Below are 18,115 nucleotides of genomic sequence, written 5' to 3'. Positions count from 1 at the left end.
TGCTCACAGTGTGTTCAGATCGGGGAAATCGCGGATCGGGTCCTGCCCGTTCCAGCCCACCGATGAATTTCTGATCAGGTCAAACAGCTTGCCCTTGGGGCCGGCCACTTCCGATAATTCGATGACCGTGCCCGGATGAAACTCGGTATCGAAATAAATGAACCGGCCACGCTCTCCGACCTCGCCGCTCATTTTCGGTGTAAAGCCCTGCGCGATCAGACCCTGCAGATCGGCATCGTAATCTTCGGTCCAGTAAGCCACATGCTGCAAACCCGTATTGCCCGCCTGCAGAAAATCCCGGTACATGGATGGTACGTCGTTGCGCACCTGAATCAACTCGACCTGCACAAAACCGGAATTGGCCAGTGCCACCGAGTTATGCGGTTCGTACTGCTTGCCATCGTAGCGATAGTTGACGATGGGCACCTTGGGGTTGTAGTACCAGGGCCCGACCCCCAGGGTGCGGCTCCAATGCTCCATGGCTTGTTCGATGTCCCGAACGACATAGCCCAGTTGACGGATTTCTCCAAAAAAACGGCTCATAATTTTTCCTGATACACACTACAGTTCATGCCGGAAAACCCGGCGTGCTATTTAAGAAATCCGATCGACACCCACGGAACAGCGGCCACCACCAGCAAGCCCAGCAAAAGCGCAACGATATAGCCCCAGATGTGGCGTATGCCTTCGCTGGGATCGACGCGGCTGATTGCACAGGCGCCGTAGTACCCCACCCCGAAAGGAGGAGAGAACAGGCCTATGCCCATGGAAAAAATAACGACCATCGAGTAATGAACTTCGTGTATGCCCATCTGCTTGGCAACAGGAAACAGCAAAGGCCCGAACAGGACGATCGCCGGGATCCCTTCCAGGACGCTGCCCAGGATAATGAATGTGACGACCGATATGGCCAGGAAGCCATAGGCCCCGCCCGGCACCCGCGACATGAAGTGCGCCAGATCGCTGGAAAAACCCGACTGCGTCAGCGCCCATGCCATGGCTGTGGCACAGCCTATGATCAGCATGATGGCGCCGGCAAGTGATGAAGTCTCCACCAGGATCGGCACTATCCGCTTCCAGGCGAATTGCCGATAGATCAACAGGCCGACGAAAATCGTGTACACGATGCCTATGGTCGAAACCTCGGTGGCCGTGGCAACCCCCTCGACCACCGATGCCCGAATGACAAAAGGCAGGCATATGGCAGGCAAGGCTATCAGCATCAATCGGCCGATTTCCTTTTTGCCTACACGGCTGACCTGGCTGAGGTCCTCCCTGCGATAGCGCCACCAGACAACGCTGCACAAGGCAATGCCCAGCACCACGGCCGGAAGAATGCCGCCGGTAAACAAGGCCGCGATGGAAACTCCCGTCACCGAACCTATCGTGATCAGCACGATGGACGGCGGAATGGTTTCGGTCTGCGCGCCGGTCGCCGCCAGCAAGGCGATCAATTCCCCTGGCTTGGCGCCGCGCTTTTGCATCTCCGGAAACAACACGGGAGTAATAGCGGCCATATCGGCAATTTTCGAGCCCGATATGCCCGATACCAGATACATGGCTCCGATCAATACATACGACAGCCCGCCGCGCACGTGTCCCAACAGGCTGGCCAGGAACTGGATCATGGCCTTGGCCATGCCGGTCATTTCGATCAGGGCGCCCAGAAATATGAACAAAGGAACGGCCAGCAGGATCAGGTGCGACATGCCTTCGTTCAGACGCCCAACCATCACCACAATGGGCGTCTGGGTCGTCAGTGCAAGGTAGCCGAATGTGGCGAGAGCAAAAGAAAATGCAATCGGTACACCTGAAAATACATTCGCGGCCACCAGCACCACAAAGAAAATGACCAGATTGATATCGCCCAAACCGTTGAACCAGGGCTGGGCAAGCCAAAACGCCAAGGCCAGGACTGCCGTGCACAAGACACTCAGCACGGCAGACTTCCCGTCGCGAGTTCCGATCAGCCGCAACAAGGACACCAGCACCATCAAGACGATGCCTATAGGCAAAGCCGCCGCCCGCCAGGCATTATTGATTTCCAGCGCCGGCGTCACAATGAACGACTCTTCATACGCATAGTCGTAGGCGGGAAAGACGATCAAAAGCAGGAATGCCAGAGAGGCCGTCAATGCGAACATCTCCAGCAATGCCTTGGTGCGCGGCCCAACGCGGTCGATAAAGGCCGTCATGCGCATATGTTCGCTCCTGCGCAAGGCAACCACCGACCCAAGCATGGACAGCCACAGAAAAAGCATGGAAGCCAGCTCGTCGGTCCACACCAGCGGCACGTGCAGCACATAACGCGCCACCACGCCGCTGAACAGGATCACGATTTCGCTTACGAGCAGCAAAGCGCACAACAACTCGACGACAGTGCCTATGCAGGCATCCAGCCGTTGCGCGATTTTCCCCGTGCCTGAAGCCGCATCGGGCAATACGACGGTCGATGTATACGCATAAGACATGAGTTTGCCGCCGCTACACCAGTTTACCGACGGCCTGCTCCAGCACGCCCCATGCTTCATTACCGAAGCGGCCCTTCCACTCTTTGTAGAAGCCGGCGCCGCGCAATTTGGCACGGAAACTATCGGAGGCCACTTTGTTGAACTCCAGCCCCTTGGACTGCAAGTCGGCCTGTACGGAATCGTTCAGTTTCTTGATGTCGTCGCGCTGGCGCAGGCCGGCGCCGTTAATTGCCCCGGCAACGATGGCTTTCAAATCCGTAGGCAGGCGGTCCCAGGCACGGCCATTGGCAATAAACCAGAATCCATCCCAGATGTGATTGGTCAGTGAACAATACTTCTGGACTTCATACAATTTGGCGACCTGGATGATCGGCAGCGGGTTTTCCTGGGCATCGACGATCTTGGTCTGCAGGGAAGAATAAACTTCGCTGAACTGCAAGCTGGTTGGCGCGGCTCCCAGGCCTTTGAACATCGATATGGACAAGGGGCTGACCGGCACCCTGATTTTCAAGTCGGCCATATCGGCTGCCGACTTGATGGGAGCCTTGCTGCTGGTGGTCTGCCGGAAACCGTTATCCCACATTTTCTCGAATGCATGCAAACCAATTTTGCTGATGGACGAACGGACATAGGACCCCACTTTGCCGTCCATGGCACTCCAGACCTGCCCGTAATCCGAAAAGGCAAAACCCACCGCATTGATCGCGGCCACCGGCACCAAGGTGGCAATCACCAGCGATGAAGGTGTAAAGAACTGTATGCCCCCGGAACGAACCTGAGCCAGCATATCGGTATCGCCACCCAGTTGATTATTGGGGAAAATCTTGATTTCCACACGGCCCTTGGACTTGTCCTTGATTTCATTGGCCGCTTCCTGGGCCCTTACATTCAGCGGATGAGCCAGCGGAAGGTTATTACCGTACTTATAGGAAAATTCGGCTGCCCGCGCGACCATGGGCAACGCGCTGACCACACCCGCGAAAGGCAGCACGGCCGCGGCTTTCAACATACTGCGTCGAGTATATTTTTGCATTGTTGTCTCCTGATTAAATTTGATGCTATTTGATTAATAAAAATATCTAATTTTGTGAAACGATATAGTGTTAAGATAAGCCAGTCAAACAAATTTAATGATCGTTTTTGATGTATGAGCAAGCTTCCTCCCGAACCATTCCATCATGGCCGCGCCACGGTTCTTGACATCGCCGCCGCGGCCAAAGTATCAACGGCGACTGTCGATCGCGTACTGAATCGCCGGCCCGGCGTGCGGGATGCAACCGCACAAAAAGTGCTCAGGGCCGCGGCCGAACTCGATTACCTGCCGGAAAACGAACTCTATGCAGCCCTGGCCCCAAGCCCCATGCGCATTTCCTTTCTGCTGCCCAAGGGAACCAATCGCTTCATCAACATGTTGGGCGACACCGTGCACTATTCCCAGGAAAGCTGGGCGCCGTACAACGTAAAAGCCCGTGTCGAATACATAGAGGGGTTCAATCCCAAACTGCTGGCCGCCAGCCTGATGCGCCAGGCCGAACGCGCCGATGGCGTGGCCTTCATGGCCATCGAACACCCGCTGATTCGCGACGCCGTGAACTTTCTGACGGAAAAAGGCGTGCATGTCATCACGCTCATTTCCGACATTTCCAACTCGGGACGCGCTGCCTACATAGGGCTGGAAAACCGGTCGGCGGGCCGCACGGCCGCCTATCTGATTGCCCGGTTTATCGGGCCGCACCCGGCAAAGGTCGCCATGATCGCGGGAAGCCTGAGCTACCGCGCCCACGAGGAGCGCGAAATGGGCTTTTTGTATCTCTTCAAGGAATTATTTCCAGGCATCGAAGTAGCGGGACTACGCGAAGGCCAGGACAACGCAGAAGAAAACTATCGCCTGACTCGCCAGCTGTTGAAGCAATCCCCCGATCTGGCCGGCATCTACAATATAGGCGGCGCCTCGGACGGCGTTGCCCGGGCCCTGAAAGAAACCGGCCTCGAGCACAAAATCGTGTTTATCGGCCACGGCCTGACCCCCGACACGCGCGCCCTGCTTATCGACGGCACCATGGACGCGGTGATTACCCAAAACCCTCAATCGGCCACTATGAGTTGTGTGCGGATTTTTGCCAACCTGCGCGACCATCGCGGCGTCATGAGCGGCGTAGACCCGGTTCAAAGCCAGATCATCTTCCGCGAAAACCTGCCCTGATCAAAGGGGGTGCGGGCAAACACAAGGAGTCTCCCGGCTGAGCGCATGAAAGGGCCGTTCCCGACTGGGCACATAAAAGGACCGTCCCACCTGAACACATGGCCTATCCCGGACGTCCTATAATAAATGCTCAACCAGATTGACGCGGTATCTATCACGCAAGCCATCATTTCGTCACGCACGATAAACCACTTGTCCATGGTTCTTCAGATCGATCAACGCCACCAGGCCGATCAGTCTGCCGTGCAGGATTTTTTCGGGAAGTCTGTCATGTCCTTAAGCAAGCTGTTCACAATTGGCGCCATCGCCCTGCTCGCCTGCGGCTCTGTCCACGCGCAGGAATACAAGGCGGGCGGGCTCCAGATTGAACACCCCTGGGCCCGGGCCAGCGCTCCGCAACAAAGCATGGGCGCGGGCTATATGCTGATAAAAAATACCGGCAATGCCGACGACAGGCTGTTGTCGATTTCCAGCAACGCCGCCAACATGACCGAGGTTCACCAGGTCACCAGCGAAAACAATATGGTGAAAATGGGCCCTGTCGACAGCCTGCCCATCCCCAAGGGAAAAACCGTGCAGCTCGCACCCAACGGCTATCACGTCATGTTCATGAATATCAAGGCGCCTTTCAAACAAGGCGAGAAAATTCCCGCCACCCTGACCTTCGAAAAAGCCGGCAAGGTGCAGATCGAATTCCTGGTGGAGCCCTTGACCTATCAGCCCGGCCAGGCGCACGGCGAGCCTATGCAGCCCATGCATATGAATATGGATACGATGCATCACCAGCACACGAAATAAAGCCGCCCCGGCAATATGCGGCAAATCCGTCTCAGATCGCGCCGGGATCAGCCAGGCGCGGCAGCACGCGTCGAGCGTTGAGCGCCGTGGCATTGGCAATGGAATCGCCTTCTTGACGACGCAAGTCGGCAAGCACCAAGGCAATACGGGCAACTTCGGCCGGTTCGTTGCGCGAGCGTGCCTGGCCGGGCCCGCCCAGCCAGGCCGGCGCAATATCGGGAGCATCGGTCTCCAGTACCAGCGCTTCCAGCGGCAATTGCTGCGCCAGGCGCCGTATCTGCAACGCCCGGGTAAACGTCATGGCACCGCCCATCCCCAGCGCAAAGCCCAGGTCGACGAACTGTTTCGCTTGTTGGAAACTGCCGTTGAAAGCATGCGCAATGCCGCCTGTGCAAGGCCGTCGACGCAAATGTTTCAGCAAGGTGTCCTGCGAGCGGCGCACATGCAGCAAAACCGGCAAACCGTAACGCCGCGCCAGATCAAGCTGGGCAGCGTAAAACGCTTCCTGTTTCAGGCGCAGCGGGGGGGTTGTGAGTTCCGGTACGAAAAAATCCAGGCCAATCTCGCCTATGGCCACAAATCGGGAATCGTCCAAAGCCGCCTGTATCCGCGACTCGAGCTCCGTCAAATCGGAATCCTGCGCTTGCGGCACATACATGGGATGGATACCCAGGGCGTAGGCTCCGCCGGCAAAAGAATGGGCCAGGTGGCGCACGGCTTCAAAATTCGCACGTTCCACGGCCGGAATAACAATCGCACCCACACCTGCACTGACCGCTCGATCTATGACGGCCGCGCGATCGGCGGCAAATTCGGAGGCATCGAGATGACAATGAGTATCTATCAGCACAGCCCATTCCTTGAAACCTCGGCCCGCCGCGCACTTGCCGGCCGAGTACGGCTAATCGGGTATATCCTCATCGGCCAAGCGGCCTTTATTCATGAAAAGCTGCCGGTGCGCCAGAGCCGCCAAAGCCGGGTCATGGGTCACGATGGTCAGGGCCGTGCCAAACTCCTGGTTGACGCGCACCAGCAGCTCGAACATGCTCTCCGCGGTATAACGATCCAGGTTGCCGGTAGGCTCGTCCGCCAATATGCAGCTTGGCCGCGTCACGAGCGCGCGCGCCAAGGCAACGCGCTGCCGCTCTCCACCCGACAACTGCCCCGGAAAATGATGAATGCGTTCTGCCAGGCCTACCTGCTCCAACACACTGGCCGCCTGCTCCCGCGCGGCACCGCGGGCATCGCGCCTTACGATCAGGGGCATGGCAACATTATCCAATGCCGAAAATTCAGACAACAGGTGATGGAACTGATACACGAAACCCAGGCTGCGGTTGCGCAACTTGCTGCGCTGGGCTTCAGTCAGGCCCTTGGCCGATGCGCCATTGACAAATACCGAGCCTGAGGTCGGTTCGTCGAGCAGGCCCAGAGTATGCAGCAGAGTGCTTTTGCCCGAGCCCGATGCTCCCACAATGGCCACGAATTCGTTTTGCGCCACATGCAGGCTGACATCGCGCAGCACTTCAACCTTGGAGCTGCCGTCATCGTAGGTCTTCACCAAATTCTTGGCTGTCAGGACGTGGGTAAGGGAAATATCAGTCATGGCGCAGCACCTGTGCGGGTTGCAGGCTGGCCGCACGCCAGCTGGGGTATAAGGTAGCCAGCAAGGAAAGTATCAGGGAAGTGACGGCGATCGTCACGATATCGGACATCTGGGGGCTGGACGGCAGCTCACTGATGAAATAGATCTGTTGCGGCAAAAAGTGCACTCCCAGCAAACGCTCGATAAAAGGCACGATCACGCCGATGTTATAGGCAATCAGCATGCCGAAGCCCACGCCCAGCGCCGTTCCTACGATACCGATCAGTGAGCCCTGGACCAGGAAGATTTTGGCAATTTCACGCGGACTGGCTCCCAGGGTGCGCAAAATCGCAATGTCGGACTGCTTGTCCTTCACGGCCATGACCAGGGAAGACAGCAGATTGAAGGCCGCCACAGCCACGATCAGCGCCAGAATCAGAAACATCATGCGCTTTTCGGTCTGGACGGCGGCAAACCAGGTGCGATTGTTCTGGGTCCAGTCGCTGGCCTGCACCGCCGGCGGCAATATCTGCATCAATTCATGCGCCACCTGAGGCGCCTTTTGCATATCGGCAATGCGCAAGCGTACGCCGCTCGTGCCGCTGTCGCGGAATACCTTGGACGCATCTTCATAGTTGATGAACGCCAGGGATGCATCGTATTCGTAATAGCCCGAGGAAAAAATACCGGTCACGGTAAATTGCCGCATGCGGGGAGCAAAGCCGGCTGGTGAAATCGAGCCCTGGGGAGCCAGCACCAATACAGTATCGCCCCGCTTGACCCCCAGGGTACCGGCGATCTGGTTGCCCAGCACAATTGAAAAGCTGCCGGGCTGCAGAGTATCGATATTGCCGTCGATCATCTGTCCGCCCACATCGGAGACCGCCGCCTCGAGCTTGGGGTCGATTCCGCGGATTTGTACCCCGCTCAAAGCCTCGCCGCGCACCACCATGGCTTGCGCGGCGACAAACGGCGCGGCCCCTACGACTTCCTTGTTCTTCCTGGCGTCCTGGGCAATTTCCTGCCAATGCTGCAGAACCTGCTCCGGCGCCATGCGCGGCACATAGAGTTCTATATGCGGCAGGACCGACAACATGCGATCCCGCACCTGGGTCTGGAAACCGTTCATGACCGACAGCACGACAATCAGGGCCGCGACTCCCAGGGCAATGCCTGCCATCGAGCTTGCCGCGATGAATGAAACAAATCGATCGCGTCGCCCGCTGCCGCGCCTGGCACGAGCCAGGCCCGCGTAGCGCGCACCTATCCACAATTCATATGAGGTCTTCAATCAGTCACCGTTTTCACATTAACACTACAATCCAGGAATGCAAATCGTACTCCCTGGCTCCCTGCCCGACCCTCGCGAAGCCCGTGAACTCACCCCGCACATGCTCAAGGCAGCACCTACGCTGGGAGGCTGGCTGCAGCTTGGACTCGCCTCGGCCACTGCGGCCAGCCCCGCTGTGGCCGGCTGTACCCCCTACGAGCGCTGGCAGCTTGCCGCGCGAGGGTTCAAGCCTGGGCGCGGGCAAAATCTTAGCGCAGGTTTAGGCCCTTTATGGGGCGACAAGGTCACCAAACGTGACCAACCCGTCTGGCTGGCGGAACTGGTTCATGTTTCGCCATCGCGTGAAGGAGCCCGTTTGCTGGCCGCGCGTGATTTGTCGATTACGACGGCTGACAGTGTAGCCTTGTTCGACTCAGCACAAGAATTATTCGCGGGATCGACCTTTACCGCGCACCCTCTCGACACAGAACACTGGCGCATCGAAATACATGGCGAATTCGCGCCGGTATGCGCCAGCCCCAGCCTGGTGGCCTTGTCTTCGGTCAACGATTGGTGGCCGCAAGACCGCGAGGCGCGCCCCTGGAGAAAGCTCGTCAATGAACTGCAAATGCAGTGGTTCGAGCATCCCGTCAATCAAGCGCGCGAAACGCGGGGGCTTGCCCCCATCAACAGCCTCTGGCTATTTGGCGGCGCCAGGCCCGATCAACTGGCCGACCCAATCCCTGGAAAGCAGCCACAGGTTCACGATGCCTTGCTTGCCTCCTTCCATGCGCATGACTGGGGCCGCTGGCTGCAAGCCCTGGAAAGGCTTGAAGCAACACTCTTCAAGCCGCTGTTGCGCAAGCAGCCCGAATTGGTGCTGATCGGCAACGACAAATACGTCGAGATCCGCCCCAGTTCATGGCTCGGATTCCTCAAACGCCTGCCCGGCACACGCGACTCGTGGAGAACATGGTGGTCACCCCTAGATTAAGCACCCGGCCGGCTCAGGACCAGGCAGCCCGAACACTCGAAGCGGCGGGCATACATCCTTTGCTCGCGCGGCTCTGGGCCTCCAGAGGGGTCAGGAACGCCACCGAAACCTTGCTGGCCTGGTCTGCCTTGGTGCCGCCCGGGCAACTGACCCAGGGCGAGCATGCCGCCAGGCTGCTGGCCGATGCCATCAGCGACCAAAAGCGATTGCTCATTATTGCCGACTATGATTGCGATGGAGCAACGGCATGCGCGGTGGGCATCCGGGCCTTGCGCAGCATGGGCGCCAAAGTTGACTTCCTGGTCCCCAACCGGTTCGAAACCGGCTACGGGCTTTCACCCGCGGTCGTCGAACTGGCGGTGCGCCATCCCAGCGGCAAGCCCGATATCCTGATTACTGTCGACAACGGCATCGCCAGCGTGGATGGCGTTGCCGCCGCCCGGGCATCAGGCATCGACGTCATCATCACCGACCATCATTTGCCGGGCGACACCCTGCCCGACGCGCTGGCCATCGTCAATCCCAACCAGCCGGGCTGCGGCTTCCCGTCCAAGAACCTGGCTGGCGTGGGCGTCATTTTCTATCTGATGCTGGCCCTGCGCGCCGAATTGCGAACCCGCGGCATCTATGCCGCCAACGCCGGACCCAGGCTCGATGCGCTGGCCGATCTGGTCGCGCTGGGCACCGTAGCCGACGTCGTCAAGCTCGACGCCAATAATCGCCTGCTGGTCACGCAGGGCCTGCAAAAAATGCGCTCCGGCCGCATGCACGCCGGCGTGCGCGCCCTGTTCGCCGTGGCGGCTCGCGAACCGAACCAGGCCAGCGCCTTCGACCTGGGATTCGCCATCGGTCCGCGCATCAATGCGGCCGGACGTCTGGCCGATATGAGTCTGGGTATCAACTGCCTGATTTGCGACGACGAAAGCGAAGCGCTGAGGCTCGCCCGCGAGCTCGACGCCATCAATCACGAGCGGCGCGCCATTGAGACCACCATGCGCGAAGAAGCCCTGGCCACCATGGAGCTTCCTGAAACGGAAATCCGCGCCGGCGTATGCGTTTACGACCCTCAATGGCACCAGGGTGTGGTCGGACTCGTGGCATCGAAGCTCAAAGAAGCCTATTGGCGCCCTACTTTCGCTTTTGCCCGTTCCGCCACCGGCGAACTGCGCGGCTCGGGCCGTTCGATTCCCGATGTGCATCTGCGCGATGTCCTCGACCTGGTATCCAAACGCCATCCCGGCATCATCATCAAATTCGGCGGTCACGCCATGGCCGCCGGGCTGACCTTGCGCGAAGACGCTTACCCGGTTTTTATCGACGGCTTCGATGAAGCCGTCAGAGAGCTTTGCGGCCGCGCTTCCTTCGACCCGTTGATCGAAACCGACGGCTCGCTGGAAACCGGTTATGCCAATGCCGAAGTCGCCGGGCTGCTGCAGCAACAGGTTTGGGGAGCCGGCTTCCCGGCCCCCATCTTTCGCGACACTTTTTACGTGCGCCAGCAGCGCCTGCTGAAAGACAAGCATCTGAAGCTGGCGCTGGAACGCGGCCATCAACACTTCGATGCGATCTGGTTCGGCCACGCCGACATGCTGCCCGAGCACATCGATGTCGCGTACCGCCTGGATCAGAACGTCTGGAATGGCAAGGTGTCGGTGCAACTGATCGTGGAATATGCCTGCGGGGTGGGCGCTGACTCGAGCTCCTGAGCACCCGACAAGCCCTGCAGCTGCCACCTCCTTGATTACCTACAGGCAGTGCCTGTACGGTACCGGTGTTCTCCGCTACTGTTCAAGCAAGCCTTGGTCACGGCCATTACTGGGAAAATGCAAAGTACGGTCGTTAGGCGGGATAAACAGTTCCTGATAGTAAATTGGACTATTGCTCCCGACAAACGCATATATTTTCAAGCACTGGCCTATCGTTTTCAAGGAAACACCCAGCAATTTGCAGACCTCGGGCTCGAACTTCACCCGTACCATGAATTGATTGATGCGGCCCATTACCTGCTTTGTTTCCTGCATGATTATTTCTTTGAAATTTTCCGACGAAAGCTGTTTAAGCGATAAATTCAAGAAAGCGGGAATACGGTCCGGATCCATATAGAAACGCGAAAAAACGGAAAACTCATTGCCAATGGCCAGGACGCGCTCTATGCAAAGCACCTTGGTACAAACCAGATGATTCATCCATGCGCCTGGAGTATCCAGCGCATAGCGGGCCACCACTTTGGGGTGCACCGGCAAATACCCGGTGCCGTCATCATTGATGAAGCGGCAATGCATGGGGGCATGCATGGCGCTTTCACCACGTCCGGCAATAAATGTTCCGTTGCCCTGCTGGCGCACCACGACGCCATCTTCAGCCAGCATTCTCAAGGCCCGCTGTATGGTGCCCAGACTCAATGGCAGCTCCGCCGCCCACTGCACCTCGGTGGGTAGCCGGGTGCCCGGCACCAACGCTCCGGTAGCCACGCCATTCGTGATGGCATCGCGCAAGGCCATGTATTTGGGAATGCCGGGCCGAATGTAATGCGATATGCGGCGACTCAGGTCGTCTAGAAAAAAACTTGAAGGTTGATTCATTCTGCCAATAAATTTCCTATGTCCGTGAACTGCCAATCAGCCGAACTACCAAGCATGTTACTTGATTCAAATAATAGAGTTGCACTCTATAATTACTATATAGTAATATAACAATATATCAATAGAAGTGGAACGGCAATGAAACCTTCAAACCTCGTCATCGTCATGTCCGATGAACACAATCCAAAGGTAATGGGCTGTGCGGGCCATCCGGTCGTCAATACGCCGAATCTCGATGCTCTGGCAAAAAGCGGCACGCGGTTTTCCAGCGCCTACACAACCAGCCCGGTATGCATTCCGGCCCGCGCCGCTTTTGCTTGCGGAAAGTATATTAATCAAATCGGATTCTGGGATAACGCGGACGCCTACGACGGCTCGATCCCAAGCTGGCACCATTTGCTGCGCCAGCGCCAACATGATGTGGTATCCATCGGCAAACTGCACTTCAAACTTCCCGGCGAAGATCACGGCTTTACCGAAGAACAGATCCCCATGCACATAATCGACGGCAAAGGCGATCTTATGGGGCTCATCAGAGACGACTTGCCCAGGCGCGGAGGAGCCAAGAAAATGGCCGCCATGGCAGGCCCCGGAGAAAGCTCCTATACCTTTTACGACCGCGAAATTGCCGCCCGCGCCCAGGTCTGGCTGCGAGAACAAGGCACTCGCGCACACGATAAACCCTGGGTACTGTTCGTATCGTTCGTAGCCCCTCATTTTCCGCTTACCGCCCCACCCGAGCACTATTACCGGTACTGGAACCAGGACCTTCCCATGCCCAAACTTTATGCGCGGGAACAACGCCCTACCCATCCCTATCTCGAGGATTACCGCAACAGCTTCTGCTACGACGACTATTTTGAATCGGAAAAAGATGTGAAGCGTGCTCTGGCCGGCTATTTCGGGCTGGTGTCCTTTCTTGACGAAAACATCGGAAAAATTGTCAATGTCCTGGATGAAACAGGCCTGCGCAGCAATACCCAAATAATTTATACCAGCGATCACGGCGACAACCTCGGCGCACGAGGCCTATGGGGCAAATCGACCATGTATGACGAAATCGCAGGTGTACCGCTGATCATGAGCGGCCCCGGGGTTCCCGTCGACACTCGGATCGACACACCGGTTAGCCATGTCGATTGCTTCCCCACGATTCTGGAAAACGCCGGGGTGGCATTTGACACCGTCCGCGACGGGCACCCCGGAGTCAATCTGTACGAAATTGCACACGGCGCCGAGCCTGAAAGAACGATCCTCTCGGAATACCACGGAATGGGCTCTACAACGGGAGCATTCGCCGTCAGGATGGGACGATATAAATATATTTATTACCCAAAATATACGCCGCAGCTATTCGATCTGGAGCAGGATCCCGATGAAACCAAGGATTTGTCCGCGGATCCCGCCTATGCGGAAACATTGCGGCAATGCCATCAGAAGCTTTTGACGGTGTGCAATCCCGACGAAGTCGACAGGCGCGCCAAGCAGCGCCAGGCGGATCTGTTGAACGAAAACGGCGGCAGGCAAGCCGTTATAAGCCGCGGAGATCTGGGATTTACACCGGCACCCGGCTGTGCCGCCGACTTTCAATAGCGGCACCTATATCAACGCATCATCACAATGGAGACAAGCCATGCAATTCAAAAAAACAATATTCAATGCCCTTAAACTGATTCTGCTCACCGGCCTGCTTACACCGGCAATCGCGGCCGAACCCTGGCCAACACATCCCGTTCGCGTCATTGTTCCCTACCCGGCTGGCGGAGGCGTGGATTTCGTGGCCAGGCTCATCTCGCTGGAGTTATCAAAAAAAACCGGCCAAAGCTTCATAATAGAAAACCGCTCCGGGGCGTCGGGCACAATAGGCGCCCAAGCGGTTGCCCAAAGTGCGCCGGATGGATACACCGTGCTAATCGCGTCCCCCGCCGAAGTGCTGGTGGGCCAGATCGCCGGGCAACATACCCCCTATAACCCGCAAACCGATCTGGTGCCTGTGACTCTTGCTGGTGAAACACCCTTGGCCATTGTCGTCAACCCCGCCACACCGGCCAATTCCCTAAGTGAATTAATAGCCTTGGCCAAGAAAGATCCAACACGGCTGTCTTATGGCTCACCCGGCGCCGGCAGCTCGATGCAATTCGCGGGCGAATCCTTGAACCTCAATGCTCATACGTCCATACTGCATGTACCGTACAAAGGCGCAGCGCCCTGCATATCCGATTTATTGGGCAACCAGATCCCCATAGCCATTGTAGGCATGCCGCCAGTCATTACCCAGCATAAAACCGGGAAACTGAAAATCCTGGCTGTGACCAGCGATCATCGCTCCAGCGCCTTGCCCGACGTTCCCGCCGTGGATGAATTGCCGGGGTTTTCCGGATATCGCTTCACCAACTGGATGGGTGTGTATGTACCCAAAGGTACACCTCAACCCATTGTCGATAAACTGGCGAAGCTTGTCGGCGAAGTCGTTCATCAGAACGGAACCAACCAGCAATTGCGCGATCAAGGCGTGGAGCCCGTAGGCAATACCCCAGCCGAATTCACCCAATTTCTGCAGGCGGAGCGAAGCAGGTACGAGGCCGTCAAGGAAAAAAGCCATATAAAGGTGAACTGACCGCTGCCGCAGGGCGAAGTTTCAGCCCTGGCCGGCTGCGATCTGACGCAAGGCCTGCTCGAACACCTCGACAGGCTGCCCACCCTGGATCAAATGGCGATCGTTGATAATCACTGCCGGCACAGAATTGATGCCTTGCTCAAGGTAAAAATGCTCGCGGCTACGCACCTCGTCGGCATATGTGTCCGACGACAGGATTTCCTGGGCTCGCTCCGCATCCAGGCCAACCCTGGCCGCCAGGCGCACCAGTACTTCGTGCGCGCTCGGATCCTCGCCGTCGGTAAAATAGGCCTGAAACAAGGCATGCTTCAGAGCCGCCTGGCGGCCTTCAAGTTCCGCCCAATGCAGCAGGCGGTGGGCATCGAAGGTATTGTAGATACGGCTGCGCTTGCCGAGGCCAAAAGTGAATCCCACCTCGGCCCCGCGGGCACGGATCGCCTCGCCGTTGTGCGCAATCTGCTCGGGCGTCGAACCGTACTTCTGGCTCAGGTGCTCGACGATATCCTGGCCCTTGGGCGACATCTGCGGGTTAAGTTCGAAGGGCTGGAAATGCAAGTCGACGCTTACCTGATCGCCCAGGCGGCCCAGCGCTCTTTCAAGCGAACTCAGCCCGACCGCACACCACGGGCAGGACACATCGGAAACAAAATCTATCTTGAGCCGGGTAGTCATGGCCAATACCTTATCGTTGCTGGTTTGCAGCGGCGTGATTCCTCACAGCCTCATCCAGAAACAGTTTAATCCGATTCCATGACGCTTCGTCGGAATCGGCGTTCGGCCTGGGCTGCCCTCCGCCCGTGCTGACTTTGCCCGATACGGGGTGGCTATACACCACCTGAGTGGTGGGAATATACGGAAACACTATGGCATGCCCTCCACCCTCGGTATCAACCCACTGCACATCGTAGGGATACTGATGCGCTTTCAGGGATTCCACCACCATTCTGCTATAGCGGCTTGAAGGCCAGGAGCCATCATCGGTAGCCGACAACAGGATGATCGGAGCTTGAATTTTTTCAACCGGGATACGGGCTCGCTCGACAGCCTGCGGATCCTGCAGCGCGGTCAGGATTGCTCGCTCATGCCGGTGCGGAGCGGGCCCCTGGTCGAACGGCGCCCAGCTTGCGGTACGGTTATTTTCCCATACATGCACGACAGGTTTGCCGTTCAATAACCAGGCCGGGCCATCGCGCCCGACTTTGGGGTCCGCGGCATTTTGTCCACTGTGCACCACGGCTCCGGGCACGTAGGCTACCACCGCCGAGACATCTTTGGGGTAAATCGACGCCAATAGCAGTACAAGCTCTCCCCCACGGGACTGCCCATTAAGTGCAACGAAATCGTTTTCCGGGCGCTGCGTTTTTCTCAGCCAGTCCAGGCCCTTCTTGAAATATTCCAGGGGTGTATTGGAAATATAGTCGGACAAACCGGGCGCCTTGAAATACGCCAGGGCAAAAGCGATATAGCCTCTCGATGCATACAAAGCGGCGCGCGGCTCATTGGCCCCACCGCCCGAGCCATTAAGGATCATGACCGCCGGATGTGGGCCTGGCGAAGCCGGCTTGAACAACGTTCCCACCAGCCCTTCACTGCGAATTTCCTCGCGCGTAACGCCGGGCGCCATCAGATGCTGTGTCAGGATGCCTGTCAACTCGACACCATTGACCTCGACGTTGATGCGAGTAAGCAATGCCTCGGAGACATCCAGCGGAAACACCTCGCGGGCTCCGTCCTGCTGGGGGCATTGCGACCATATGAGGCCCATGGCGGACACGCCGGAATAGTCGCCCGATAAGGGCGCCGACTCGGTCAGATCGACAACGCCGTGTGCGTCCGCCTGAAAACAGGCACTGCTGCGCCAGACCACCCCATGCGCCCGGCGCGTCTGCGTGCTGATTGTGACTGCCGCATTCGGAGCAACATGCTCAAGCCGGATTCGACGCGCCACGTCGATCAGATCGTCGGCTGGGGTGATTGTCAAACGTGCTTGAGCCATGTCCGCGCCTTCTCTACTTTTTGTCATCAGCCTTGCTGACCATCATCGCAACCGTGCGATCGCTGGTCCACGGCACCACTTTCAAGCCCTTTTTGGCCGCCCATATGTTCTTGTAATGATAAAGAGGCAAAATACCGACATCACCCATGACTGTCTTGGCCGACTCGCGCAAGATCGCTTCGCGCTTGTCCAGGTCGAACTCCACAGTGGCTTTTTGTAAATCGGCATCCACCGCAGCGCTGCTGTAGTGTCCCCAGTTCGATGCGCCCAGGCCCTTGCCGGGTGTGACGGTTGCCAGGATGTTCACCAGCGCATAGCTGGCTTCGCCCGTGCCGTTGCCCCAGGCTATCATGCTCATGGCGTACTCGTTCTTTTTGGCCTTGCCGGCGTAAACGGCCCATGGCACTACCTCAACCTTGGTTTTGACTCCGATGCGCGCCCAGAACTGGGCCGCGGCCTGCGCTGTTTCAGGCCCCAGAGGATAGCGGTCCGAGGGCACATGCATGGTGAGCTTGAAGCCGTCGGGAAAACCCGCTTCTTTTAAAAGCGCCTTGGCCTTGGCCGGATCGAAGGGAATGTCTTTGAGTTCCGGGTTATAGCCGAAGGTGTCCTTGGGCATCCACTGATTGGCCACCGTTGCAGCATCCTGCAGAATCCGGTCGACAATCGCCTTGCGGTTGATCGCCATCGACAAGGCTTCCCGGACACGCACGTCCAGCAAGGGATTTTCCGCCAGTTCCTTGCCATTGTTGTCGGTAATGAATGGGTTGGGGCCTTTCCGGAAACTGGGCTGCAGCAGCATCACACGCAAGCCATCGTAAGGAAACAGCGTTACCTTGGGCGATTTCTTGAGGCGCGGAATATCCGACACCGACACCTTGTCGATCACATCGACATCGCCCGACAGCAAGGCCGCCGTGCGCGACGCCGCATTGTTGATATAGCGATAGTTCACTTTGTCCCAGGGCTGTTTGCTGCCCCAGTAATTGTCGTTGCGCGTCATGATGACGCGATCGCCCGGTGTATATGAAACCAGTTTATAAGGCCCCGTGCCGACAACCGCCTTGCCGCTGTTGTAGTCTTCGGTGTTTGCCGTTTCGCCGATATGCTTGCTGACAATATGAACCGACGCCAAATTCAAGGGCAGGTCCGGATTGGGGACCGTAGTTTTGACTATCAGGGTATGCGGGTCTTTGGCTTCGGCGGAGGCGACCGTGCGCAGATAGCCCGCGAACGTGGCAACCGTGCCCGGTACGTTTTTTGCGCGCTTATAGGAAAACACAATATCATCCGCGGTGAACGGCGTACCGTCCGACCATTTCACATCGGGGCGCAGCTTGAATTCCCAGGTTTTATCATCAAGTGCCTTCCAGCTTTCCGCCAGCGCCGGCTTGACCCGGTTGTCCCGGATTTGCGTCAGCAGATCAAAAAAATGCAGATCGACGGAACGATCGCCCGCGAAATTATTCAACTGCGGGTCCAGTGACGATACGGGATCGGCAAATCCGATATTCAAGGTCTCGGCGTGGGCCACACCGGCCGCAGCCAATACTCCGGCGGTCAATGCGCCAAGCAAAAGTCGTTTCATGATGGCTTCTC

At 57.7% G+C, this 18,115-nt stretch carries 16 protein-coding genes; 6 read left to right on the top strand and 10 right to left on the bottom strand.

Annotation, left to right across the window (positions count from 1 at the left end; all coding sequences use genetic code 11):
• Positions 1-3: 3 nt before the first annotated feature.
• Genes ACYVIS_RS14320 through ACYVIS_RS14310 form a run of 3 tightly spaced genes read right to left on the bottom strand, consistent with a single transcriptional unit; the run spans position 4 to position 3,504 of the window.
• Positions 4-543 carry a VOC family protein gene (locus tag ACYVIS_RS14320; RefSeq protein WP_460874241.1) on the bottom strand — a complete coding sequence of 180 codons (540 nt, stop codon included), beginning with the start codon at positions 541-543 and terminating at the stop codon, positions 4-6.
• A gap of 47 nt (positions 544-590) precedes the next feature.
• Positions 591-2,471: a TRAP transporter large permease gene (locus ACYVIS_RS14315; protein ID WP_460874240.1), complete on the bottom strand. Its 1,881-nt coding sequence runs from the start codon at positions 2,469-2,471 to the stop codon at positions 591-593.
• 13 nt (positions 2,472-2,484) lie between these two features.
• Positions 2,485-3,504, bottom strand: coding sequence for a TRAP transporter substrate-binding protein (locus tag ACYVIS_RS14310; RefSeq protein ID WP_232742937.1), 1,020 nt, complete (start codon positions 3,502-3,504; stop codon positions 2,485-2,487).
• Positions 3,505-3,618: 114 nt separating this feature from the next.
• On the opposite strand from ACYVIS_RS14310, the gene ACYVIS_RS14305 reads away from it, so the two are divergent.
• Together ACYVIS_RS14305 and ACYVIS_RS14300 are read left to right on the top strand one after the other, a co-directional pair.
• Positions 3,619-4,674: a LacI family DNA-binding transcriptional regulator gene (locus tag ACYVIS_RS14305; protein WP_232742936.1), complete on the top strand. Its 1,056-nt coding sequence runs from the start codon at positions 3,619-3,621 to the stop codon at positions 4,672-4,674.
• 126 nt (positions 4,675-4,800) lie between these two features.
• Complete coding sequence (locus ACYVIS_RS14300) at positions 4,801-5,472, top strand: copper chaperone PCu(A)C (RefSeq protein WP_460874239.1); 672 nt, start codon at positions 4,801-4,803, stop codon at positions 5,470-5,472.
• A gap of 31 nt (positions 5,473-5,503) precedes the next feature.
• On the opposite strand, the gene ACYVIS_RS14295 is transcribed toward ACYVIS_RS14300, so the two are convergent.
• Genes ACYVIS_RS14295 through ACYVIS_RS14285 form a run of 3 tightly spaced genes read right to left on the bottom strand, consistent with a single transcriptional unit; the run spans position 5,504 to position 8,303 of the window.
• Complete coding sequence (locus ACYVIS_RS14295) at positions 5,504-6,322, bottom strand: TatD family hydrolase (RefSeq protein WP_460874238.1); 819 nt, start codon at positions 6,320-6,322, stop codon at positions 5,504-5,506.
• Positions 6,323-6,373: 51 nt separating this feature from the next.
• Positions 6,374-7,078, bottom strand: a complete 705-nt coding sequence (locus tag ACYVIS_RS14290; RefSeq protein ID WP_232742933.1) for an ABC transporter ATP-binding protein — start codon at positions 7,076-7,078, stop codon at positions 6,374-6,376.
• Complete coding sequence (locus ACYVIS_RS14285; protein WP_232744522.1) at positions 7,071-8,303, bottom strand: lipoprotein-releasing ABC transporter permease subunit; 1,233 nt, start codon at positions 8,301-8,303, stop codon at positions 7,071-7,073. Before ACYVIS_RS14285 ends, ACYVIS_RS14290 begins: the two co-directional genes overlap by 8 nt.
• Before the next feature lie 82 nt (positions 8,304-8,385).
• Between ACYVIS_RS14285 and ACYVIS_RS14280 the strand changes: the two genes are divergently transcribed.
• On the top strand, positions 8,386-9,321 hold the full coding sequence (locus tag ACYVIS_RS14280; RefSeq protein ID WP_232742932.1) for a hypothetical protein: 936 nt from the start codon (positions 8,386-8,388) through the stop codon (positions 9,319-9,321).
• Positions 9,303-11,027: a single-stranded-DNA-specific exonuclease RecJ gene (gene recJ / locus ACYVIS_RS14275; protein WP_232744521.1), complete on the top strand. Its 1,725-nt coding sequence runs from the start codon at positions 9,303-9,305 to the stop codon at positions 11,025-11,027. Before ACYVIS_RS14280 ends, recJ begins: the two co-directional genes overlap by 19 nt.
• A gap of 75 nt (positions 11,028-11,102) precedes the next feature.
• On the opposite strand, the gene ACYVIS_RS14270 is transcribed toward recJ, so the two are convergent.
• Positions 11,103-11,903, bottom strand: coding sequence for a GntR family transcriptional regulator (locus ACYVIS_RS14270; RefSeq protein ID WP_232742931.1), 801 nt, complete (start codon positions 11,901-11,903; stop codon positions 11,103-11,105).
• 138 nt (positions 11,904-12,041) lie between these two features.
• Here ACYVIS_RS14270 and ACYVIS_RS14265 point away from each other — a divergent pair, with 138 nt between their 5' ends.
• Together ACYVIS_RS14265 and ACYVIS_RS14260 are read left to right on the top strand one after the other, a co-directional pair.
• Positions 12,042-13,496, top strand: a complete 1,455-nt coding sequence (locus ACYVIS_RS14265) for a sulfatase-like hydrolase/transferase (RefSeq protein ID WP_232742930.1) — start codon at positions 12,042-12,044, stop codon at positions 13,494-13,496.
• Between the two features lie 40 nt (positions 13,497-13,536).
• Positions 13,537-14,520, top strand: a complete 984-nt coding sequence (locus ACYVIS_RS14260; RefSeq protein ID WP_232742929.1) for a Bug family tripartite tricarboxylate transporter substrate binding protein — start codon at positions 13,537-13,539, stop codon at positions 14,518-14,520.
• Between the two features lie 21 nt (positions 14,521-14,541).
• Here the strand turns inward: ACYVIS_RS14260 and ACYVIS_RS14255 are convergent, their stop codons facing one another.
• From ACYVIS_RS14255 to ACYVIS_RS14245, 3 genes are read right to left on the bottom strand one after another with little or no spacing between them, the layout of a single operon-like run.
• Complete coding sequence (locus tag ACYVIS_RS14255; protein WP_232742928.1) at positions 14,542-15,192, bottom strand: DsbA family oxidoreductase; 651 nt, start codon at positions 15,190-15,192, stop codon at positions 14,542-14,544.
• Positions 15,193-15,202: 10 nt separating this feature from the next.
• Positions 15,203-16,516: an acyl-CoA thioesterase/bile acid-CoA:amino acid N-acyltransferase family protein gene (locus ACYVIS_RS14250; protein WP_232742927.1), complete on the bottom strand. Its 1,314-nt coding sequence runs from the start codon at positions 16,514-16,516 to the stop codon at positions 15,203-15,205.
• 13 nt (positions 16,517-16,529) lie between these two features.
• Positions 16,530-18,104: an ABC transporter substrate-binding protein gene (locus ACYVIS_RS14245; RefSeq protein ID WP_232742926.1), complete on the bottom strand. Its 1,575-nt coding sequence runs from the start codon at positions 18,102-18,104 to the stop codon at positions 16,530-16,532.
• Between the last annotated feature and the right edge of the window lie 11 nt (positions 18,105-18,115).

It is taken from the genome of Paralcaligenes ginsengisoli, assembly GCF_054781135.1.
Note: the sequence above shows the minus strand (reverse complement) of the source record. Positions and strands in the feature narration are given on the sequence as shown.